This window comes from Zhenpiania hominis, from assembly GCF_014333425.1.
In the GTDB taxonomy this organism is placed as follows: domain Bacteria; phylum Bacillota; class Clostridia; order Peptostreptococcales; family Anaerovoracaceae; genus Hominibacterium; species Hominibacterium hominis.
The window spans coordinates 46,973-68,612 of the sequence record NZ_JACRYT010000009.1 but is presented as its reverse complement, the minus strand read 5'-3'; the positions used below and the strand labels follow the sequence as shown (position 1 = coordinate 68,612).

The window sequence follows — 21,640 nt, the reverse complement described above, 5'->3', positions numbered from 1 at the left end:
GAGGGTAAAATAAATGATAGTAATATTACAGAAAGATTTAAAAGGAACGGGAAAAGCAGGAGACGTTGTAAAAGTAAGCGACGGATACGCGAGAAACATGCTGATCCCAAGAGGAATCGCCAAAGAAGCGACAGAAGGAAATATAAAGAACCTGAAAAAGCAGCAGGAGATTGCTGCGGAAAAGAGAGCGGAACAAAAGGCTGCGGCAGAAGCGAACGCGAAAAGAATCAGCGATCTTGCCATTGAAATTAAAACAAAGGGTGGAGAAGGTGGCAGATTGTTTGGATCCATCACATCGAAAGACATCGCGCAGGCGCTTGAAGATCAGCATCAGATAAAGATCGACAAGAAAAAAGTCGAGCTGGCTAACCCAATTAAACAGACTGGCGAGTTTGTCGTTCCGATTAAACTCTATACCGATGTGGTGGCGGAACTGAAAGTAAAAGTGACCGTTTAATGCGAGGAGCAGATTCTTATGGAACGTATCCCTCCTCACAATGATGAAGCCGAACGATCTGTGTTGGGATCCGCGCTTCTGAGTAAAGACGCGCTGTTTGATGTTGTGGAACTCCTGACGGAGGATGACTTTTACAGCGAAATACATAAAGAAATTTTCAGATCCATCAAGGAACTTTACCGAAAAAGTTCTCCGGTGGATACCCTTACTGTTTCTGAGGAGATTAAAAGAAGGAACTCTCTGGAAATGGTAGGAGGACGAGCCTATATCGCGGCGCTGGCTGCCGATGTACCGTCTACATCGAACGCGGCGGAGTACGCGAAAATTGTATCTCAGAAAGCCTCACTGCGCAGGCTCATAGAGACGGCAGATGATATCGTTCAAAAAAGCTATGAAGAAAACATGGAAACCAACGCGATTCTGGACTTTGCGGAAAAAGAGATCTTCGAAATTGCGCAAAAGGGGCAGAAGAGCGATTTTACACATATAAAAGATGTATTGTTGGAGAACATCAATATTATCGACAAAGTATCTCAGCTTGATGGAAATCTGACGGGACTTACAACCGGATTTCGGGATTTGGATCAGATGACTTCCGGGCTGCAGCGTTCAGATTTGATTATCCTGGCAGCCAGACCGGCGATGGGGAAAACGGCGTTTGCTCTCAGTGTCGCGCAGCAGGCGGCAGTCAAAGGCGGCGCCAGCGTAATGATTTTCAGCATGGAGATGTCGAAGGAACAGCTTGGGCAGCGGCTCCTTTCCATGGAATCCCGAATTGATATGCAGAGTCTGAAAACCGGAAACCTGGAACGGACAGACTGGGACCAGATTAATATGGCATTGGATGTTCTTTCGAAAGCGGATATCAACATTGATGATACGCCGGGAATCAGCATTATGGAGATGAAGAACAAATGCAGACGCCTGAAGGCGGAGAGGGGTCTGGATCTGATTGTAATTGACTATCTTCAGCTGATGAATATGGAAGGGAAGAAAACCGACAGCAGAACACAGGAGATTTCCGCGCTTTCACGAAGTCTCAAGCTGCTTGCCAGAGAACTGGATTGTCCGGTTATTGTACTTTCTCAGCTGTCGCGGGCGCCTGAACAAAGGCCGAATCACAGACCGATGCTGGCAGATTTGAGAGAATCCGGATCCATCGAACAGGACGCGGATATCGTTATTTTCCTTTACCGGGATGAATATTATAATGAAGATACCGATAAACCGGGAGAATGTGAAGTTATTGTCGCCAAGCATAGAAGCGGCCCTACCGGGACAGTAGACGTAACATGGCTTGGAAAATATACAAGGTTTGCCGACAAGAGCAGTATTGGGAGGTAGCTATGAAGAAAATTACCAGAGAAATGCTGGTTTGTGATATTCTGGATATCAATCCACAGCTGGAAGAGATTTTTATCGCCCACGGTATGAACTGCATGGGGTGTCCGGGCAGCAACGCGGAGACGCTTGCGGACGCCGCGGAAGGGCATGATGTTGACCTGAAAAAATTACTTGAGGATTTGAACAAAGCAAATGAATTTCAGGCGTGAGGAAATAAAAGAATACTACCTGCTTGATACGGATGTGGAAAACATCTTCATAAATGAATACATGGCGTCTGCGCCGGGAGATTTTGTAAAAGTATATCTTTTCGCGCTGATGTACGCAGGGGTGAGAGAATCTTTGGACAATGACATGATCGCTCGTCAACTTTCCATGAAAGTCGAAGATGTAGAAAAAGCCTGGACCTATTGGGAAAGTATGGGTGTGATTCGAAAGGAAAGAAAAAATGCCGCCGCAGAAGGCAAAGCGGAGTATGACTTAGAATTTGTAAGCCTGAAGAGGATGCTGTATGGAAAACAGAAATCCGAACAGAAAAAAGAAAAGCAGAAGCAGGAGGACCGGAACACAAAGGATCTTCTGTCGAATAAAAAGATCCAGAGCATGTATAAATCAATTGAAAGAATCACAGGGAGAGCGCTAAACGGGACAGAGATGATGGAAATTGTTTCTTGGATTCAAGACTACGGCGCCACCCCGGAGATTGTGGTATATGCTTATTCCTACTGTAAGGCAAAGGAAAAGGACAATGTGCGGTATATCGCCGCGGTTGTCAGACAGTGGGTGGAGCGGGGCCTTCTGGACGTACTGGCTGTAGAAGACTATCTGAAGCAGATGGATGAAAAGCACGCGCGTTACAGAAGAGTGTATAAAGCGCTGGGATTTATGAGAAACGCGACCGAAGAGGAAATGCGTATTATGGACAGATGGTTTGACCACATGGGATTTTCCATGGATAAAGTTCTGGAAGCCTGTGGCAAGACCAGTGGGATACCAAATCCAAGTATCAACTATGTTAACAAAATTTTGACTAGCTGGTATGAAGAAAAGAGCGGAAATCCCGTGGGAGGAGGGCAGAAGGGTGTCTCTGCTGCCACGGTTCAGCAATATTACAGCTATCTGAGAAAGACGGAAGAAGAGGAGGCGGAAGCGCGTAAAAAAGAAGTCTATCAGAAGATCCCGAGAGTTCGGGAGCTGGAAGATGCGATGAATTCTTACAGAATGAACATATCGAAAGTATATCTTTCCGGTCGGGCGGATAAGGAGAAGGACGTTAAAAATCTGCAGAGTAGAATTGAGAAGTTAAATAGAGAGAGGGCAGCACTGTTAACGGATCATGACTTTGAAGTGGACTATATGGATATACATTACAAGTGCAAAATTTGTAAGGATACCGGAACTAACGACGAAGGCGGGCGCTGTGAGTGCTACGTCCTGCGTGCGAAAGAGGCGGAACTATGGAAGAAAAATTCAGCAAAACAGTAAAAAAACTTTTTGGAAAACTGAATAAGAACGAAAATGGTAAGTTTGTGCGATTTAAGAAATTCGCGGATCGATATAGGATTATGCTCCTTGCGTCCTTTGCGATTTTTACGGTAGCGACTCTGGGCTTGATTGGAATTGTTAATCACTATATGGCTTATGAGTATTCCTATAATGGGAAGGTCCTGGGAGTTGTAAAGGATAAGGAAGATGTTCTGAAGATTACCGATCTGGTGCAAAACGCGCTGACGGAGGAAAAAAATATCGAAGTTGTAATCGATAAAAAAGATGATATTACTTTTAAGAGAGTAGCCGCTATGGGTGATGATGTACATATTGATTCCTCGGAGGAGGTTTTAAAACGTCTCACTTATGTAGGGGACGTCAATGTGAAAGCCTACAGTATTACAGTTAATGGAAAGCAGGCCGCTACTCTTGAGAGTAAAGAGTCGGCAGAGAACGTACTTAGCGCGATTAAAGACGAATACACAAGCGAAGGCAAGAATGTCGTAGTAGAAGACTCAAAATTTGTAGAGGACGTAGAGATTAAAGAGGTAAACACCAATTTGGATAATCTGCAGGAAGAAGACGCCGCTAAGGAAGCCATTCAGACCGGAGCGGTAGTGGAAACTTCCCATGTCGTGATGAAGGGAGAAACACTCTCCGATCTGTCAAAAGAATATGGGATGTCAGAAGAAGAAATCCTGGAGCTGAATCCGGATGTCAACCCCAAAAAGCTGGAGGTGGGAAGCGAAATTCAGCTGAAGGAAGAAGCGCCGGTTGTTACTTATAAAGCGTCCGAACTGGTTACCTATGAAGAAGATATTGACTATGAAACAAAAGAAGAAAAGACGGATAAGCTTTACGAAGGCGAAACAAAAGTAAAGACAAAGGGAAAAAAGGGAACAAAAGTAATTACGGCAAGGGTGGAAACAAGCAATGGGAAAGAATCCACAAAGGTTCCGCTAGTCGAAAAAGTAGAAAAAGAGCCAACAACAGAAGTGATTCTGGTAGGTACGAAAGAACGGCCGCCAACGATTGGATCCGGAGAATATATCTATCCGGTAGAGAACTACAGACTTTCATCCCCGTTTGGGCCGCGTTGGGGCAGAAATCATAATGGCGTGGATTTGGCGTGTCCGACAGGTACGGATGTTGTAGCGGCGGACGGTGGAACCGTTACATTCGCGGGATACAAAGGTACTTTCGGATATCTGGTAATTATCGACCATCAGAACGGAATGGAGACTTATTACGCGCATAACTCAGAGCTGCTCGTAGAAGAAGGCGATAAAGTATATCAGGGATATCATATCGCGGAGGTTGGAAGTACAGGACGAAGCACAGGTCCTCACTGTCATTTTGAAATTCGGGTAGATGGCGTACCTCAGGATCCTATGGAATATCTGCCATAAACCCCGGACTGAAGTAAGCGGGAAAAACGGGTTCCTAAAATGGGACCCGTTTTCTATGCCCTGAAAGGTTACATGGATACGGATCACATTGAAACTTGACTGAATTCTGCGGGGAGTGCTTTGTTTTTTATTGACGGCAGTAAGGCAGAAGTATAAAATGAAAATAGAAATGAAGAGGAGGGGATGCGGCTATGAGTTCAGCAAAAAAAGAATTTCTGATAAAAGGGTGTATTGCGTTGGTTCTGATCGCTATGGTCGCTCTTTGTATCGCGAATCCCAATGAAGGGACAGAGTCTGGGCCGGACTGTATCACGGACGGACAAGTTGTGATTATTGAAGATGAGATGCCGCCTCTCGCGGCGACTGTTTCTAAGACGACAACGAAGACGAATGTAAAAAAATATACGAAAAAGAAGAAGCTGAACAAAAAAGCGAAGAAAAGCAAGACAAAGACGAAAAAGAAGACAAAACGGTCTTCTTCTACAAAAAAATCAGGAAACAAAACAATCAAAACTCAGAAGACGGTGGTAACGACAACGAAGACCATTACAAAAAAGAAATCAAAAATACAAAGAATCAAAACTACAGTAAAGACAACAACAAGAACAACGACTACTACGCAGACGACAACCGCCACCGGAGGAGAAGTAAAGATTCGCGACATCGCTCCGAAAATTAAAGATGAGATCCTGGCGGCTTTTGAAGACGGAGGCTATAAGGTAATTGTCAATCCAAAAGTCAGCTATTCAGGTGTGTTCCGCTCAGCGACAAAGACGATTGAGTTGAAATCGGCAAGCTCTGTTATTTATCATGAGATGGGGCATTTTGTATCCTTTAAAACAGGACGCGCGGAAAGCACGGAGGAATTCAAAGATATTTATAAGGATGAGAAAAATGCCTACACTGCCAGCAATAAAGCTTACGCGACCCAAAGCGCGGGAGAGTATTTTGCCGAATCCTTTAAAAACTATACGGAAAATCCATCAAAGCTGAAAAAGGAACGCCCACGTACGTACGCGTATGTAAAAGAGAAGGTAGACGAATTTTAATTTGTGGGAGAAATCATAATGAAATTAATATCCTGGAATGTAAATGGAATCCGCGCCTGTATGGGTAAGGGATTTCTCGAGGTGCTGAAAGAGCTGGACGCGGATATCTTCTGTATTCAGGAGACGAAAATGCAGGAGGGGCAGGCGGAAGTTCCGACGGAAGGATATTTTCAATACTGGTGTTCCGCTGAAAAGAAGGGCTATTCAGGAACCGCGCTTTTTACTAAAAAAGAGCCGCAGTCTGTTTCCTATGGAATCGGTGTGGATGTTCATGATCATGAAGGGCGGGTCATTACAGCCGAATATGAATCCTTTTATCTGGTAAATGTTTATGTGCCCAACTCTCAGAATGAGTTGAAACGTCTGGATTACCGAATGGACTGGGAAGAGAATTTCCGCAGGTATGTCTGCGAGTTGGATGCAAAGAAGCCGGTGATTATATGCGGAGATATGAACGTTGCTCATAAAGAGATCGATTTGAAGAACCCGAAAACCAATGTGAAGAACGCGGGGTTCACTCCGGAAGAGCGGGAAAAAATGACCTTGCTCCAGGATGCGGGATTTATCGACAGTTTTCGCTATTTCTACCCGGACGTGGAAGGAATCTATTCCTGGTGGAGTTATCGGTTTAATGCCCGTAAAAATAACGCAGGGTGGCGGATCGATTATTTCCTCGTTTCCAGAAAACTGGAACAGAAGCTGGAAGACGCGGAGATTTTAACGAATATTATGGGAAGTGATCATTGCCCTGTGACGCTTACCTTGAGGATTTAAAAAAAGAAAAACGGAGTTCCGGAAATTCAATCGGGAACTCCGCTTTTTACATGTGAAGATTTACCATAAAGACTCCTCGTCAATTCCGATATCCACGATAGCGGTTTCGCCGCAATAAGGGCGAGCAAAGGGCTGAAGGTGGATCGGCTTTTTATTGTGGAAGGTAATGGTGATGTCCGCCTCCACAGCATTGGCGTCAATCTGAGAAAAATTCGTCGCGTCTCCGCTCAGGCCAGAGGGAATATCCAGGGAGCAGATGAGAGATTTTTTCTTAAACTGATTGATGAAAGCGGCGGCTTTCAGTGCGTTAGGCCGCAGTTTTCCATGAAACCCCGTTCCATAGATGGCGTCAATGAGGATATCCTGTCTGCCGGGGATATCCATAAAGGGCGACTCCGTGACAGTCATATCGATAATCGGCAATTTGTCCTCGATTAATTGAAAATTGGTAATTGCATCCTTCGATGCAGGCTTACCATCAACAAGAACAAGAGAAACATCGGAACCGGCCTCCAGCAGTTTTCTTGCTACAACGAAGCCGTCTCCTCCGTTATTACCCTTTCCGCAGAAAAGAAGAACCTTGGTATCGCCAATGGATGATTCATATTTGGAGCAGATGATTTCAAAGGCGGAAGTTCCGGCATTTTCCATCATCTGGTAGTATGAGAGGCCGGAGGCGTCCGCGCGTTTTTCCAAAATTTTCATCTGTCCGCAGGTAACAAATTTCATCATAGATAGTCCTCCTAACATCCTTCAAAAGGAGAGAGATCCAAGCGATCATAGTCTGAAAGGAAAGCATATAGCTTATCCGAAATTTTCCGGCAGCCGCCTTCTTTTTCTGATTCAATATTCAAGGGAAGAATCGGATCGTGAAGGGACTTCCGCAGGAGGCACCAGCCTTCCTCAAAGGCAATCCTCACACCCTCATAATTCGGTGTTACAACGGTCATATCCGGGCTTTCCTCTGCGAATTGGACCAGATTTTGAAGAATCTTGTCCCCGTAAGGGCCAAATTCTGAAGTCTGGATAGGAATTCGGATTTCAACAGCCTCAGCGGGCTCTCTCAAATCAGAAATCAGACTGTCCAGAGTTTTTCCCTCCAGAGCGAGCTGGGCGGTTTTGATTACGATTTTTGTTGCCAGATAAGCGCCGTCATCGAGGAAATAATTTTCCTTCAGAGCCGCGTGTCCGGAAGTTTCGATGGCAAGCTGGCAGTCGGTGCCTTCTTCATTTAATTCAATGGCTTTATTGATGACATTCTTATATCCACGTTTAAAGCGCAGATGTTTTAGCCCCAGATTCTGCTCAAGAAATACGGTCAGATGATCGCTGGTAATGCTGTCTGTAACAACTGTACTTCCAGGGTGATCTTCCGCAATCAAGGCTGCTGCTAAAGCTACGATCCCGTTACGGGCAATTTCCCTGCCTCGATGATCGACGGCTGCTGAGCGGTCGACATCGGTATCAAAGATGAGACCCAGATCGGCGCCACTGCTGAGGGTTTGCAACGCTGCAGATTCCATAGCTTCCCGATCTTCCGGATTGGGCGCGTGATTAGGAAAATCTCCATCAGGTTCAAGATACTGGCTTTTACTGATATCTGCCCCCAGAGGCGCCAGGACTTTCTTGGCGTAAAACCCGCCGCTGCCATTGCCCGCGTCCACAACGATTTTCAGCCCGCTCAGAGGCTTTTCAAAATGTTGTGGGTGATTTACATTTTTCTGAATAAGAGTACGAAGATGAAGGCAATAGGTATCTATCAATTCAATTTCCTCGGTTGGATATGTTTTCTTTCCAAAATCCAGAAATTCCCGGTCTGTAAAACGGGCTTTTCCTAATGCTTTTAATTTTTCGTCAGACTGAGCAGCTTCAATAATTTGGGTGATATCACCTTTGTTAAGGCCCCCGTTTCTATCAAAGAATTTAAACCCGTTCCGATTATAGGGAAGGTGACTGGCGGTAATCATAATGGCCCCATCGCATTGATATTCAGCAAAGATGGTGGACATAAACATAGCAGGGGTAGAAGCGAGGCCCGCATCCAGAATTCGTACCCCATAAGGCCCCAGCCCCATAATAAGACCATGTTTAAGCAGCTTTGCGGAAAGGCGGGGATCATGTCCAATGGAAATAGTCAGATCCTCAGGGGATTTTCCGGTTTTGTTACGCAGCCATAAAAGATAGCCTTTTGCCAGTCGCAGGGCTTCCGCATCCGTAAGGTTGGGAAGCTCTCCGGGAACTCCGGTAAGGGAAATTCCGCGGATATCACTGCCGTTTTGTAGTTTTTTATAATTGAACTCAGACATTTTTCTTCTCCTTATACGTAAATGCTGTCTTTATCTTATGGATTTATCATACATTTAAAACTTGCGTATTCTAAAATTATTATAAAAGAAAATTGTGTGTTATGAAAGAGATTTTTTAATTAAGAAAAGAAGGAAGGCAATTATATAACAGTAAAAGTAAAAACCCGGAATCAATTGTGGATTCCGGACTTAAGTGCTGGAATGCTCCGCTTTTGCGGAGACTTTTTTCAGGCCTTTGGAAACAAAGGCAAGGGTCAGGCAGAGCAGGAACCAGAGAAGAGTAAACAGCGGGCAAATTTGTCCCAGAATATTTCCGGGAAGCAGGGAATAGTTCCATACATTCCATCCGTACCATAAATTCACGATTAGGCCCACAGAAAATTCATAAAGCGTAATAATGAGTGCCCCTCCCGCGGCTTTGATTAAAATAGGCGTCTCGTGGAATGGTCGCTCCAGATAGTATAAAGTCAGAAGACAGGCTCCGCCGGTCAGCGTCATGGTCCAATGGGTATAACCGCGGAACAAAAGTTCCAGTGCGCCATATCCCAAAGAACCAATTAAAAAAATTATTACATTCATACTCTTATTATCTGCGGCGCTGAAGTAAATAACCGTGGTATTATTTTTCAACTGTAAAATAAAATCGCTTATTTGCCGGATTTTGCTTCTTTTTCTTTCTGTTTAATCTGTTCCCACAGATCCAGCCCCTCTTCTACGGAAGAAACTTTTATATCGCCGAAAACATGGGGGTGGCGGCGGATCATTTTTTCATTGACTCCGTTGATAACGTCTTCAATGGTGAAACGTCCCTCTTCGGCAGCGATCTGAGCGTGCATAACCACCTGCAGCAGGACATCCCCCAGCTCTTCACACAGGTTGGCGTCGTCCTTTTTATCAATCGCCTCCAGGACTTCGCCGGTTTCCTCTACCAGACATTCTTTCAGGCTTTCATGAGTCTGTTTTCTGTCCCAGGGACAGCCGTTTTCACTGCGCAGCGCGGCGATGGTCGCGACAAATTCATCAAATTTTTCCATTTTCATAACCTCTTATTCTTCAATTTCCTCATTCAGACTTCCCATGCGGTAGCCGGCCAGATCCAAAGTTACATATAAAAAACCGAATTCCTTCAGCCGCTCATTTACCAGATCCATAAGCCCGAGATCAAAGAAATCGCCGCGGGCCTCAGGCAGCACCTCAATTCTTGCCAGCGTTCCGTGGTGGCGCACCCGAACCTGACGAAATCCCAGATCCTGCAGGAGAGATTCCGCCCGGTAGATTGCCGTCAGTTTTTCTTTCGTAATGGTCTCTCCGTAAGGAATACGCGAAGCGAGACAGGCAAAGGCGGGCTTGTCCCAGATATCGCCTCCCAGTTCCTTCAACCCTCTGCGGACTTCTTTTTTTGTCAGCCCCGCTTCCTTCAGCGGACTGGCGATTGAAAGCTCTTCCAGCGCCTTTCGCCCGGGCCGGTAGTCGGAAACATCGTCCAGATTGGTACCGTCCGCGACTACCGCCTCTGGCAGCTGCGCACGCATCTCGTCTACCACTTTCCCAAAAAGGGTTTTTTTACAAATATAACAGCGATCCGGCGGGTTATGGGAAAAGGCGGAAAAAATTTCCTCTCCCAGCTCCAGGACAAAATGGCGAATCCCTTCCTTTTTGCAGAGCTCTTGGGCATACCGGATTTCGTCCGGAGCAAAATTAGGCGCGGAAATCGTAACGGCAGACACGTTTTCTCCCAGCACTTTTTTGGCAAACAGCAGGAGGAAGGTGCTGTCAACTCCGCCGGAAAAGGAAACGGCAACCTCCCCATATTCTCTAAGTCGGCGTTCCAGATCCTGCAGTTTCTCTCTATACTCCATATTCGTTCACCTGCTGTTCGCTCTGCTGCATGGCGCAAATGGTTTCTCCAAACAGTTCATCCAGTTCCCATCCCAGCATTTCGGCTCCCTGGCGGATGACGTCGCGGGAACAGCCCGCGGCAAATTTCTTGTCTTTAAATTTCTTTTTCAGAGATTTTATCTCCATGCCCTGAACGCTTTTGGAAGGGCGCATCAGAGCGTAGGCTCCGATCAGCCCGGTCAGCTCGTCGACGGCGAAGAGAATTTTTTCCATTTGGTGTTCCGGCTGGATATCGCTGCACAGACCATAGCCATGGGAACATACGGAACGGATAAAATCATCGTCCAGTCCCGCGTCCTTTAACAGTTCCGGAGCTTTCTGGCAGTGTTCCTCGGGATACATTTCAAAATCAATATCATGGAGCAGACCGACAAGTCCCCAATATTCCGGATCATATCCGTATTTTTCGGCGAAATAGCGCATAACCGCTTCCACTGTAAGCCCGTGCCGAATATGAAAATCCTCCTTGTTATATTGTTTCAGCAGAGTAAGTGCATCTTCTCTTGTAATCATAAAGCGTACCTCCTTATTTTGAGTCTTCTGCGGCTTCCCGTTCTGTTTTAGACGGCAGCTGCGCGATAATAATGGCCGCGAACATGAGAACGCATCCTGCGAGCTCTCTGGGAGCAAGCTGCTCATGCAGGATAATCGCGCCTGCGATGGCGGCGAAGACCGATTCCAGGCTCAGCAGCAGAGACGCTACAGTCGGATCGGTATGTTTCTGAGCAAGAATCTGCAGCGTATAAGCGACGCCGCAGGAAAGAACTCCGGCATATAAAATCGGAATCCAACAGTCCAGAATCGCGGACCAGACCGGCGTTTCCGCCAGAAACATAGGAAAGAGGGAGAGAATCCCGCAGACAAAGAACTGGATGCAGGATAATGCTACGCCATCAGTTCTTGGTGCGAAATAATCGATCACCAGAATGTGGATGGAAAAGGCAAAGGCGCAAAGCAGCACCAACAGATCGCCCTGGCCCAGGGAAAGGCCATCCGTCATACACAGCAGATACAGACCGGCGACAGCAAGTATGACGCATAGCCAGACAATGGGCTTTACTTTTTTTCGGATAAAAACTCCAAGAATCGGAACCAGTACGATATAAAGAGCCGTGATAAATCCGGCTTTGCCGGCGGTGGTATATACCATGCCGATTTGCTGCAGAGAACTGGCCGCAAACAGAACAATTCCGCATAAGATCCCGCCCAGCAGCAGTGTTTTCTTCCCCGCCTTTTTTTCATCTTCCGTCAGTTCCTCTTTTTTCTCCTGCGCTGTTTTATTTTTGGAAAAGAGAAAAATGACAGGAATTAAAACCAGTCCGCCAATCAAAGAACGAATTCCGTTAAAGGTGAAAGGGCCGATATACTCCATGCCCGCGCGCTGCGCGACGAAGGATGATCCCCAGATTAACGCTGTCAAAAGCAGCATCATAGTACCTTGCAGTTTTTTGCCCATAAAACCGTCCCCTTTCCACTAAAGCTGTATTTATTCTACCGAGTTTCACGGAAAGTTGCAAGAGGAAGCGGCGGATTGTAAAGTTGACGAAATCTAATATTATCATATTTGGAATCTGTACTTCCATTCTTTGCTATGTTAAAATGATCCCGTATGTGAAAATATTTTGAAAATGAGGAAAACGGATGAAAGACAGGCTTTATATCGCCAGCGTTTCGCAGAATGCGCCGGACTTGGCAAAAGCGTACGGGATCGGTCTGGAACTGGATTATTACTGTATGGCAGCGAATATGGACGAACCGCTCTTTGAGAAAACCAGGGAGCAGGTCGCCCGAGAGCTGGAAGCTGCGGGCAGTCCGCGGCTGATCTTTCATGCTCCGTTCAACGAGTTGTATCCGGCAGCAATTGATCCGCAGATACAGAGAATTGCTTATAAACGATATGAGCAGGCATACCATCTGGCGAAAGGTGTGTATGGAATTGAGAAAATGGTGGTCCATTCCGGCTATGTGCCGCGGATTTACTATAAGCAATGGCATCATGAAAAGTCGCAGGAATGGCTGGACAAGGAGGGTTATTTAAAATGACAGTACAGGAATTACAAGAGCGGATTCTTCAGATAAAACCTCTGGATGAAAAAGCGATGGAGGAGGCAAAGGTCCGGCAGGATGCTCTGGCAAAACCGCCGGGGAGCCTGGGGCTTTTAGAGGATATTTCCATACAGATGGCTGGAATCACCGGTTCGGTGAAAAATGAGATCAAAAAGCACTGTGTAGTGGTGATGTGCGCGGATAACGGCGTAGTGGAGGAAAATATCGCCTCCGCTCCTCAGAGCGTTACCTTGGCTCAGACCATCAATTTTACCAGAAGACTGACCGGAGTCGGAGCTTTGGCAGAGAGCTTTGACAGCGACCTTCTGATCGTAGACGTGGGGATCAACGGTAAGGTGCCGGAAGGGCTTTACACAGAGGAACCTTTCTCCGATACACATAAAATTGTAAACCGCAGAATCGCGGACGGAACGAAGAACCTGGCAAAGGAAGATGCCATGAGCCGGGAGCAGGCTCTCAGAGCGATTGAAATCGGCCTTGAAATGGCAGAGGCGGTAAAGGCAGGCGGATACAGCGTGTTCGGGATCGGTGAGATGGGAATTGGAAACACCACCACAAGCGCGGCCATTTTATCCGCTGTTACCGGTCAGCCCGCCGCGAAAACGGTAGGAAAAGGCGGAGGTGTCGTGGACAGCAGCTTTGCCCGCAAAAAAGAAATTGTAGACAAAGCATTAGAAAAATGCGGCGGAAAGGATATTCTGACAATTCTTTCCCAGGTGGGAGGTTTTGATATCGCGGCTATGGCGGGAGCCTTTATCGGAGCGGCGATTCACAGAATTCCGGTTGTGATCGACGGGTACATATCCGCGGTGGCGGCGCTGACAGCGGCAGAGCTTGCGCCGGCCTGCAAAAGTTATATGTTCGCGTCCCATAAGTCTTACGAACAGGGATATAATCTGGCGATTGAGGCTCTGGGGCTGACGCCGTATCTGCATATGAAAATGCGCCTGGGAGAAGGCAGCGGATGTCCTCTGGCCTTTAAAATTATGGAAGGAGCCTGCGGCGTGATGAACCGTATGGCAACCTTCGCGGAGGCGGAGATTAATGACGATTATCTGGAAGAAATCCGTAAAGGAGATTGTTTTTAATGAATCTGTTTATCAGCGGCGGCTGCAAAAACGGCAAATCTTTTTTTGCTCAGGAGGAAGCGAAAAAACAGGCAGAGGAAAAGGGCGTGCCTCTGTATTATCTGGCGACCATGATCCCTGCGGATGACGAGGACAGAGCCAGGATAAAGAGGCATCTGGCCGAGCGGGATGGCTGGGGGTTTACAACCATTGAACAGGGGCGGAATATCTGCGGCGCGTTGGAAAAGGGAGAGCCGGAGGGCGTTTTTCTATTGGACAGTGTGACGGCCCTCTTGTCAAATGAGATGTTTCTCCCTTCCGGAGAGGCAGATCTGGAAGCTCCGGCAAGAGTTTGTGAAGAACTCAGGACCTTTGCCCGGCGGACAGGGAGTACGGTGTTCGTATCGGACTTTATCTATTCGGACGCGCTGCGGTACGATTCTCTGACCGAAGCGTATCGAAAGGGCCTTGCCTTGTGTGACAGAGCGCTGGCCCAGGTATGCGATCAGGTGGTGGAAGTATGTTATGGAAACCGGTACTTTTTTAAGTAGAAGGGGGCGGAAATGAAAACAGTAACAGGTTTTTTTATGGCATGGGGAAATTTCTGCGCGATTCCGTGCCCCTGCAAAAAATGGGATGAAAAAGCGAGAACTCATATGCTCGTAATGTTTCCGATTATCGGTCTGATGATGGGACTTTTATGGAGCGCGTTGTTTTGGGCAGTGCTTTTTTTAGAACTGCCGGTTCCGGTATCCGCGGCGCTGCTGACGGCGTATCCGTTTGTTGTGAGCGGATTTATTCATCTTGATGGGTTTATGGACTGTAATGACGCCATTTTATCCAGAAGGCCTCTGGAGGAAAGGCAGCGTATTCTGAAGGATTCCCGGGTGGGCGCCTTCGCGGTTATCACAGTCGTACTTCTTTTTATGATGGTATTTTCCGGAATGTGGGCAATCGTGGAAGAGGGCGCTTTGTGGATTTCCTGGTGCCTGATGGGAATTCCGGTCTTTTCCAGGGCAATGTCGGCAGATTCGGTCATGGGGCGCAGGCCCCTTTCCACCAGCCAGTATGAGCCGTCTTTTCATCCGCAAAAAAACAGGGGCTTTCGGATTTGTAACGGCGCCATATGGCTGCTGGCAGCATTGCTTCTTGTGATCGCCGGCGCTTTCGCGGCCTCTCGGGCGGGTGAAGCAGGCGCGGCGGTATTTATGAAATCCGCGCTGGTTATGATCGGAGCGCAATTTGCGGCATCGCTTTTAAGCGGTATTTACGCGAGAAAACAGTTAGGAGGAATGAGTGGTGATATTGCCGGATTTATGCTGGTGTGGAGCGAACTTGCGGCAGTATTCGCCCTTGCGGTAATATAGATATGAATTTGATTATTGGAGGCGCATACCAGGGAAAACTGGAATATGCGGAGAAAGTCTTTGGAAAACAGGAAGTCTTTACTTGCAGTCCGGAGCGGGCAGAGCTGGATTTTTCAAAACCCGTTCTGTATCATCTGGAAGATTTTGTACTGGCCTGTGTCAGAGAAGGAATCGAGGCGCGGGAGTACCTGCGGCAGCACAGGCCGGAACTTGATGGTAAAGTGATCATCTGTACGGACCTCTCGCAGGGGATCGTTCCTGTGGAAACGCAGATGCGGGCTCTGCGGGAAATGACAGGAAGAGCTATGGTATATCTCGCGAAAGAGGCGGATACTGTGACGAGAGTTTTTTGTGGATTGGGGCAGAAGTTAAAGTAAGGTAGAAGAAATGAAATCGCAGATACATTTAATCAGACACGGAATTACGGAGGGAAATCAGCGGCGGCTCTACTACGGGGCGGCCGATATTCCTCTCGCAAAAGAAGGAGAGCGGATGCTGAAGGAACTGGTCGCGGAGCATATTTATCCCGAGGCAGAGGGCAGTGATTTTTATACAACGGGGTTGATCCGCACAGAACAGACGCTGACTCTGATTTACGGAGAGAAAGAACATAGCGTCATTGAGGAACTGCGGGAAATGAATTTCGGACAGTTTGAGATGAAAAGCTATCAGGAGCTGAAAGAAGTTCCTGCCTATATCGAATGGGCCGGAGATAAAACCGGGACTTTCGCCAGCCCGGACGGGGAGAGTATCGTTGAATTTCGGAAACGAATTGAAAATGGATTCGACATTCTCATGGGCAGACATCGGCTGAAAGAATTGTCTGTGCGGCACAGTGGAAAGGACGCGTTTTCTACGGTAGTCTGCCATGGAGGAACCATCGCTTCGATTATGGAATTTTATTTCCCGGGAAAGCGAGAGCATTTTTACAAATGGATTCCGGATCCGGGCCATGGGTTTACGCTGGATGTGAAAGCAGGCGATGTACTCAATTATGGAGAATTTTAGGAGGATATTATGAAGATAAGAGAATCTGTTACAGAACTGATTGGAAATACGCCGCTTCTGCGGCTGCGTAAAATTGAAAAGCGGTGCGGGGCAAAGGCGGCTCTGATTGCAAAGGTGGAACTTTTCAATCCCGGCGGCAGCGCAAAGGATCGGGTCGGATGGAATATGATCCGGGCGGCGGAAGAAGATGGTCGGCTGAAAACCGGCGGAACGATTATTGAGCCGACCAGTGGAAATACCGGAGTTGGGATTGCGATGGTCGCTGCGGCAAAAGGATATCGGGCGATCATGACGATGCCGGAAAGCATGAGCGTAGAACGGCGCAATCTGCTGAAGGTCTACGGCGCGGAGCTGGTTCTTACTGACGCGGCGAAGGGCATGCAGGGCGCGGTGGACAAAGCGGAAGAACTGGCAAATGAAATTCCGGGAAGTATTATAGCCGGTCAGTTTGTAAACCCTGCAAACTGGCAGATTCATTATGAAACGACAGGCCCGGAGATCTGGCGGGATACAGACGGCGCTGTGGATATTTTTGTTTCGGCTGTAGGTACGGGAGGCACGATAACCGGTGTGGGAACCTATTTAAAGGAACAGAATCCGAAGATAAAAGTAGTTGCCGTTGAACCAGAGGCGTCTCCCCTTTTATCTCAGGGAAAGGCGGGCCCTCATAAAATTCAGGGAATTGGAGCCAATTTCATACCGGAGGTTCTGGATACTTCTGTCTATGATGAAATTATTGCGGTATCCGATGACGCGGCCTTTGACACCATGAAAGAGTTGGCGGTGACAGAAGGTCTTTTTACAGGGATTTCATCAGGAGCAGCGCTCTATGCAGCCCGAGAACTGGTGAAAAGAGAGGAAAATAGAGGAAAAAATGTAGTTGTGCTGCTGCCGGATACGGGAGAAAGGTATCTTAGTCTTTTTTAGAAAAAGGAAAAAATTTACAAAAATGTCTTGCGAAGATATCCTTAGAGAGATAGAATGGTTCCACAATAAGAGGAAAAGGAGGAATTTTTGTGGAACAGAGAGAATTACTTGAGAGGATTTATGAAGAAGTTCAGGGACTGTCGCAGCGGCAGACTGTAATGGAACAAAGACTGCAGAATATGGAAAATGATCTTCGGGGAGAGATGCAAGACATGGCAAATACTCTTCGGGAAGAAATGCAAGGCATGGAAAAGAAACTCAGGCAAACAAACAGGACAGCCCCGGAACAGAAGGGTAGCTGCCCTGTTTTTCTTTTAAAAGAACACCCGATTGTTCAGGCCCGGATTTCTGTCATCAGAAGTTCCAGCCATTCCTCGGACTCTTCCTCGGTAAGAGGTTTTTTCAAAGGACCGCCGCACTGCGGGCACACATTTTCTTCTGTTTCAAATTCTGTATAGCAGACTGGGCAGTATTTCAGCATTGTTATCACTCCTTTTCTTCAAACAGACCCAGCTTTTCTTTCCAGCGAAGGACGCGGAGAGCCGAATCTGTAATTTGCTTTTCTGAGATTTTGCCGTCGCGGACAGCCTGGACGACAGCGGGGATCTGCTCTGTATATCGGCTGGTACAGAGAAGATCATTTCCTGCCTGAATGGCAGAGACCGCGATATTTTCCTCTCCGCTGTATCCCTGTACGCCTTCCATTGCCAGATCGTCGGTCAGAATCACACCGTCAAAGCCTAACTCCTCCCGCAGGATCTGATGCACATTTTCGGAAAGAGAAGCAGGTTTGCTCTCATCCATAGCCGTTACAATATTATGACTGACCAGAACACAGGGAGCGCCCGCTTCGATTCCGGCTTCAAAGGGAAGGAAATCACGGGAAACAAAGTCCTGGTATCTTCGGGTATCGGTCGCGATTCCGGTATGGGTATCTGCGTTTCCCCCATAACCCGGAAAATGCTTCAAAGCGGATCCTATCTTTTTTTGGTTCATAGCAGAGACAACTTCCCGGACATAGCGGGATGTTTTTTTCGCGTTTTCACCAAGGGTGCGGGGATAAATAAACGCGTTCTGATCCGAAGTAAGATCGCAGACCGGAGCAAGATTTACATTAATTCCCATGGAGAGCAGAAACTCTGATTTTTCTTCCGCGTCCCGCCGCAGACCTTCGAACCCGCTTTGCGCGTAGACCTCCTGCGGGGAAGCAAACGGCTGCGGACGATAGGCGGAATATTTGCTGATTCGGACTACGCTGCCGCCTTCTTCGTCTACGGCCATGAGCATAGGGACGGATGCCGCTTCCTGATAAGACGCAAGATCCGAGGTTACCGATTCCGGAGTCCGAGTTTCAAAAAAATCGGAGAAAAAGAGGTAGCCGCCCAGGCCGTAAGAAGCGATATCCTCCCGGCTGATGGTGCTGTTTGAAACACAGGCAAGAAACATCTGCCCTACCTTTTCCTCCAGTGTCATACTTTCGGCAAGCTCCCGGACATAATCCGGCTTTTCCGGAGCAGCCGTCTCTGAATCTGAATTGGAAGATGCGGTTTTTTCTGGTTCGCCCTGCATGAAAAAAAGTCCTGCCCCAAGGAGAACAATAAGAACCGCGGCGATTCCAAGCCATTTTTTCACTCTGTATTCCCACCTTTCTTAATCAGATCCATTTTATCACAACTGCTCATGTTAGAACAGGTCTGAGTTTTCGAACCAGGATACAGGCCGCGATAATCTTAAGCGCGTCCCCCGGAAGAAACGGAAAAACACAGGCCGCGAGGGCAGGAATCAAAGCGGAGGCGGAAGACGCCATAAACCATGCGGTCCCCAGCAGATAACAGGAAAAAAGCCCGGCAGTCATGCTGAGTGCCAGCGCGGAAAACCGATCCGGATTTTTGCGGTGATCCAGTATCCAGCCGGTAAGAAAGGCCGCCACCGCATAACCGACGATATAGCCGCCGGTCGGCCCGGCGAGAATCCCAAACCCGCCGGTAAAGTTATGAAAGACCGGAACGCCGACAGCTCCCAGAAGTAAGTACACCATCTGACTGATCGTTCCGTATCTCCAGCCTAAAAGCCCGCCCGCGAGAAAGACAGAAAGGGTGGCCAGATTCACGGGAACAGGTGTAAAGGGGAGAGGTATGGAAATAAAGGAGCAGACGGCGGTCAGCGCCGCGAACAGAGCGCTGATCAAAAGCCGTGCTGTTTTCGAATATCTGCGCATGAAAGCCTCCTTTACAAGCGGATGGAAATTTCGCCGGTAGCCAGCGTTTCCCGTTCACCGGAATCATACTGCACAATCAGACCGCCGTTTTCGTCGATGCCGAGAGCGGAGGCTCCGCGGCCCGGAACAGTGCCCGCGTATCCGCCCTTGTAAACCTGTATGTCTTTGCCGATTACCAGGGAGTGGCCCCTATAATCTTCAAGAAATGTACGATCTTCCAGATGCTCGATCAGAGGAAGCAGCTGATTGAGAACTTCGGCAGCCAGTTCGTTTTTTGAGAAGGAGCCTTCCAGCGCGCCTGCGATTTCCAGAAGATCCTTCGGAAATTCGTTGGTGCTGCAGTTGATTCCGATTCCAAGGATTAAATTTTGGATTTGACCGCTCTCAAAGTCTGTGATCGCTTCGGTCAGGATTCCGCAGATTTTTTTTCCGTACAGATAGATATCATTTACCCATTTTATTTCCGGACGCAGACCACAGACTTTTTCTATCGCCCGCACAACGGCAACCGAGGCCGCGGTGGTGACGAGAACAGAACGCCGGATATCAAAAGAAGGCTTGAGCAGAACGCTCATATAAATTCCTGTATTGGCAGGAGAGAGAAAACTGCGCCCCAGACGGCCTCTGCCATGGCTTTGATGGAAGGCAAAGACTGCGGTACCGTGCTCCGCGCCCTCTACCGCAAGCTTTTTAGCCGCGTTATTTGTAGAATCCACCGTTTTATAGACATAGATCGGCAGCGATTTCCAATCCGGCGCCAAATGGGCCTTAATCCCCTGGGCGGACAGCATATCGCTTTCTATGTCAAGCTGATAGCCGCGATTTGTTCCCGCGTGGATCTGGTATCCGTCTTCCCGCAGTGCTTTGATCGCCTTATGGATGGCGGCTCTGGAAACGCCCATCTGCTCTGCCAGCTTCTCTCCGGAAAGGCTTTCTCCTTTCCGCTCTTCCAATTCTTTTAGTACCTGCTCTTTTACGGACATAAAACTTCCTCCTTATCTGTTTCAAAATCAGTTTAAGGGATAGAGAAAAAATTGTCAACCGTAAGAAGTTAACAATCAAAAAATAAATGGAAGGAATACCTGTCCGCGGTTACTGTACTTTCGGAAATGTTCATGATACAATAAAGCCAACAATTTGCGGGGAGGGAAATATATGGATTTTAACAGCCTGCGTACAAAGAACGGCTCTGCGGCGGAGACACTTTTGATTGTAGACGACGACGTGATTAACCGGGGGATTCTGGAAAACATTTTCCTTCCGTTTTATACGATAGAAGAAGCGGAAAACGGGAGGGTCGGACTGGAAAAAATTTTGGCGGAACCGGATCGTCTTTGCGCCATTCTGTTGGATGTTGTTATGCCAGAAATGGATGGAATCGAAGTCCTGAAACATCTGCTGGAGCAGGATCTTCTGAATAAAATTCCGGTATTTCTGATTACAGCGGAGGCCAGCGACAGCACGATGAAAGAGGCCTATCAGATGGGCGTTATGGATGTGATCAGCAAGCCGGTGGTTCCGTATGTGGTTCAGCGGCGGGTGAATTCGGTCGTGGAACTGTTTCGAGCGAGAAAGCGCCTGGGAAATGTGGTTCAGCAGCAGCAGTCCGAACTTCTGCAGCAGGCGCAGCAGATTATCGAACTGAACCAGGGAATGATTGAGGCCCTGTCCACAGCCATTGAATTTCGCAGTGGAGAATCCGGATCCCATGTTCGGAGAATTCATGATATTACCAAATTCCTGCTGACTAATACAAAGCTGGGAGACGGCATGTCGGAGGAAAAAATCGAACAGATCGCTCTGGCTTCCATTATGCATGATGTTGGAAAAATTGCCATTCCGGACGCGATTTTGGAAAAACCGGGAAAGCTGACCGCTGAAGAATTTGATATCATGAAAACTCATACGATTCAGGGCGCGCAGCTTTTGGACAAGATCCCTCAGATGAAAGAACACGCGTCTTATCAGTATGCGTATGATATCGCCCGTCATCATCACGAGCGGTGGGACGGAAAGGGATATCCGGACGGTCTGAAGGGAGATGAAATTTCGATCTGGGCACAGGTGGTTTCCCTGGCGGATGTGTATGACGCTTTGATCAGCAAGCGGGTTTATAAAGACGCGTTCAGCTGTGAAGAGGCGCTGCGGATGATTGCGGACGGGCAGTGCGGTATCTTCAATCCGCGTCTGCTGGACAGCTTTTTTTCGGTAGAAAAACAAATACGTGAACTGTACCGTAAAGAAAAGGAGGAGTTCTGAA

26 protein-coding genes are annotated in these 21,640 nt (G+C 47.7%); 15 read left to right on the top strand and 11 right to left on the bottom strand.

Annotation, left to right across the window (positions count from 1 at the left end; genetic code table 11):
• The first annotated feature begins 13 nt into the window (after positions 1–13).
• The 7 genes from rplI (at position 14) to H9L42_RS09585 (ending at position 6,521) form a co-directional block, all read left to right on the top strand.
• The gene (gene rplI / locus H9L42_RS09615; protein ID WP_187303192.1) at positions 14–457 is read left to right on the top strand and encodes a 50S ribosomal protein L9; all 444 of its coding nucleotides are present in this window, start codon (positions 14–16) and stop codon (positions 455–457) included.
• A gap of 18 nt (positions 458–475) precedes the next feature.
• Positions 476–1,801: a replicative DNA helicase gene (dnaB, locus tag H9L42_RS09610; protein ID WP_187303191.1), complete on the top strand. Its 1,326-nt coding sequence runs from the start codon at positions 476–478 to the stop codon at positions 1,799–1,801.
• A 2-nt stretch (positions 1,802–1,803) separates the two neighbouring features.
• Entirely contained in the window at positions 1,804–2,010 is a 207-nt protein-coding gene (locus tag H9L42_RS09605) for a DUF1858 domain-containing protein (RefSeq protein ID WP_187303190.1), read from the top strand.
• Positions 1,994–3,286, top strand: coding sequence for a DnaD domain protein (locus H9L42_RS09600; RefSeq protein ID WP_187303189.1), 1,293 nt, complete (start codon positions 1,994–1,996; stop codon positions 3,284–3,286). Before H9L42_RS09605 ends, H9L42_RS09600 begins: the two co-directional genes overlap by 17 nt.
• Positions 3,259–4,698, top strand: a complete 1,440-nt coding sequence (locus H9L42_RS09595) for a M23 family metallopeptidase (RefSeq protein WP_187303188.1) — start codon at positions 3,259–3,261, stop codon at positions 4,696–4,698. Before H9L42_RS09600 ends, H9L42_RS09595 begins: the two co-directional genes overlap by 28 nt.
• A gap of 191 nt (positions 4,699–4,889) precedes the next feature.
• The gene (locus tag H9L42_RS09590; RefSeq protein WP_187303187.1) at positions 4,890–5,747 is read left to right on the top strand and encodes an anthrax toxin lethal factor-related metalloendopeptidase; all 858 of its coding nucleotides are present in this window, start codon (positions 4,890–4,892) and stop codon (positions 5,745–5,747) included.
• Positions 5,748–5,765: 18 nt separating this feature from the next.
• The gene (locus H9L42_RS09585) at positions 5,766–6,521 is read left to right on the top strand and encodes an exodeoxyribonuclease III (protein ID WP_187303186.1); all 756 of its coding nucleotides are present in this window, start codon (positions 5,766–5,768) and stop codon (positions 6,519–6,521) included.
• A 60-nt stretch (positions 6,522–6,581) separates the two neighbouring features.
• Here H9L42_RS09585 and H9L42_RS09580 read toward each other — a convergent pair whose 3' ends face one another.
• From H9L42_RS09580 to H9L42_RS09550, 7 genes are all read right to left on the bottom strand, one after another.
• A complete protein-coding gene (locus tag H9L42_RS09580; RefSeq protein ID WP_187303185.1) occupies positions 6,582–7,253 on the bottom strand; it encodes an NAD(P)H-hydrate epimerase in 672 nt (223 codons plus the stop codon).
• 11 nt (positions 7,254–7,264) lie between these two features.
• Positions 7,265–8,827 (bottom strand): phosphohexomutase domain-containing protein, encoded by a 1,563-nt coding sequence (locus tag H9L42_RS09575; protein ID WP_187303184.1) that lies wholly within the window; start codon positions 8,825–8,827, stop codon positions 7,265–7,267.
• 189 nt (positions 8,828–9,016) lie between these two features.
• Positions 9,017–9,406: a putative ABC transporter permease gene (locus H9L42_RS09570; RefSeq protein WP_187303183.1), complete on the bottom strand. Its 390-nt coding sequence runs from the start codon at positions 9,404–9,406 to the stop codon at positions 9,017–9,019.
• A gap of 68 nt (positions 9,407–9,474) precedes the next feature.
• Complete coding sequence (locus H9L42_RS09565; RefSeq protein ID WP_187303182.1) at positions 9,475–9,861, bottom strand: MazG family protein; 387 nt, start codon at positions 9,859–9,861, stop codon at positions 9,475–9,477.
• A 12-nt stretch (positions 9,862–9,873) separates the two neighbouring features.
• Positions 9,874–10,686, bottom strand: a complete 813-nt coding sequence (larE, locus tag H9L42_RS09560) for an ATP-dependent sacrificial sulfur transferase LarE (RefSeq protein WP_187303181.1) — start codon at positions 10,684–10,686, stop codon at positions 9,874–9,876.
• Positions 10,676–11,239: an HDIG domain-containing metalloprotein gene (locus tag H9L42_RS09555; RefSeq protein WP_187303180.1), complete on the bottom strand. Its 564-nt coding sequence runs from the start codon at positions 11,237–11,239 to the stop codon at positions 10,676–10,678. Before H9L42_RS09555 ends, larE begins: the two co-directional genes overlap by 11 nt.
• Positions 11,240–11,252: 13 nt before the next feature.
• Positions 11,253–12,182: a DMT family transporter gene (locus H9L42_RS09550; protein WP_187303179.1), complete on the bottom strand. Its 930-nt coding sequence runs from the start codon at positions 12,180–12,182 to the stop codon at positions 11,253–11,255.
• Between the two features lie 185 nt (positions 12,183–12,367).
• Here H9L42_RS09550 and H9L42_RS09545 point away from each other — a divergent pair, with 185 nt between their 5' ends.
• The 7 genes from H9L42_RS09545 to cysK are packed head-to-tail and all read left to right on the top strand — an operon-like array spanning position 12,368 to position 17,162.
• A complete protein-coding gene (locus H9L42_RS09545; protein WP_187303178.1) occupies positions 12,368–12,769 on the top strand; it encodes a hypothetical protein in 402 nt (133 codons plus the stop codon).
• Positions 12,766–13,881 carry a nicotinate-nucleotide--dimethylbenzimidazole phosphoribosyltransferase gene (gene cobT / locus H9L42_RS09540; protein ID WP_187303177.1) on the top strand — a complete coding sequence of 372 codons (1,116 nt, stop codon included), beginning with the start codon at positions 12,766–12,768 and terminating at the stop codon, positions 13,879–13,881. The genes H9L42_RS09545 and cobT overlap by 4 nt, the downstream gene beginning before the upstream one ends.
• Positions 13,881–14,411, top strand: a complete 531-nt coding sequence (locus H9L42_RS09535; RefSeq protein WP_187303176.1) for a bifunctional adenosylcobinamide kinase/adenosylcobinamide-phosphate guanylyltransferase — start codon at positions 13,881–13,883, stop codon at positions 14,409–14,411. The genes cobT and H9L42_RS09535 overlap by 1 nt, the downstream gene beginning before the upstream one ends.
• Before the next feature lie 12 nt (positions 14,412–14,423).
• Positions 14,424–15,227 carry an adenosylcobinamide-GDP ribazoletransferase gene (locus tag H9L42_RS09530; protein ID WP_187303175.1) on the top strand — a complete coding sequence of 268 codons (804 nt, stop codon included), beginning with the start codon at positions 14,424–14,426 and terminating at the stop codon, positions 15,225–15,227.
• 2 nt (positions 15,228–15,229) lie between these two features.
• Complete coding sequence (locus H9L42_RS09525; protein ID WP_187303174.1) at positions 15,230–15,604, top strand: P-loop NTPase family protein; 375 nt, start codon at positions 15,230–15,232, stop codon at positions 15,602–15,604.
• A gap of 10 nt (positions 15,605–15,614) precedes the next feature.
• Positions 15,615–16,235: a histidine phosphatase family protein gene (locus tag H9L42_RS09520; RefSeq protein WP_187303173.1), complete on the top strand. Its 621-nt coding sequence runs from the start codon at positions 15,615–15,617 to the stop codon at positions 16,233–16,235.
• A 9-nt stretch (positions 16,236–16,244) separates the two neighbouring features.
• Complete coding sequence (gene cysK, locus H9L42_RS09515) at positions 16,245–17,162, top strand: cysteine synthase A (RefSeq protein WP_187303172.1); 918 nt, start codon at positions 16,245–16,247, stop codon at positions 17,160–17,162.
• 334 nt (positions 17,163–17,496) lie between these two features.
• Here the strand turns inward: cysK and H9L42_RS09510 are convergent, their stop codons facing one another.
• The 4 genes from H9L42_RS09510 to H9L42_RS09495 are packed head-to-tail and all read right to left on the bottom strand — an operon-like array spanning position 17,497 to position 20,363.
• Positions 17,497–17,643 carry a hypothetical protein gene (locus H9L42_RS09510; RefSeq protein ID WP_187303171.1) on the bottom strand — a complete coding sequence of 49 codons (147 nt, stop codon included), beginning with the start codon at positions 17,641–17,643 and terminating at the stop codon, positions 17,497–17,499.
• 5 nt (positions 17,644–17,648) lie between these two features.
• The gene (locus H9L42_RS09505) at positions 17,649–18,794 is read right to left on the bottom strand and encodes a glycoside hydrolase family 3 N-terminal domain-containing protein (RefSeq protein ID WP_187303170.1); all 1,146 of its coding nucleotides are present in this window, start codon (positions 18,792–18,794) and stop codon (positions 17,649–17,651) included.
• A gap of 46 nt (positions 18,795–18,840) precedes the next feature.
• Entirely contained in the window at positions 18,841–19,380 is a 540-nt protein-coding gene (locus H9L42_RS09500; protein ID WP_187303169.1) for a biotin transporter BioY, read from the bottom strand.
• An 11-nt stretch (positions 19,381–19,391) separates the two neighbouring features.
• Positions 19,392–20,363, bottom strand: a complete 972-nt coding sequence (locus H9L42_RS09495; protein WP_187303168.1) for a biotin--[acetyl-CoA-carboxylase] ligase — start codon at positions 20,361–20,363, stop codon at positions 19,392–19,394.
• A gap of 172 nt (positions 20,364–20,535) precedes the next feature.
• On the opposite strand from H9L42_RS09495, the gene H9L42_RS09490 reads away from it, so the two are divergent.
• Complete coding sequence (locus tag H9L42_RS09490; protein WP_187303167.1) at positions 20,536–21,639, top strand: response regulator; 1,104 nt, start codon at positions 20,536–20,538, stop codon at positions 21,637–21,639.
• Position 21,640: the final 1 nt, after the last annotated feature.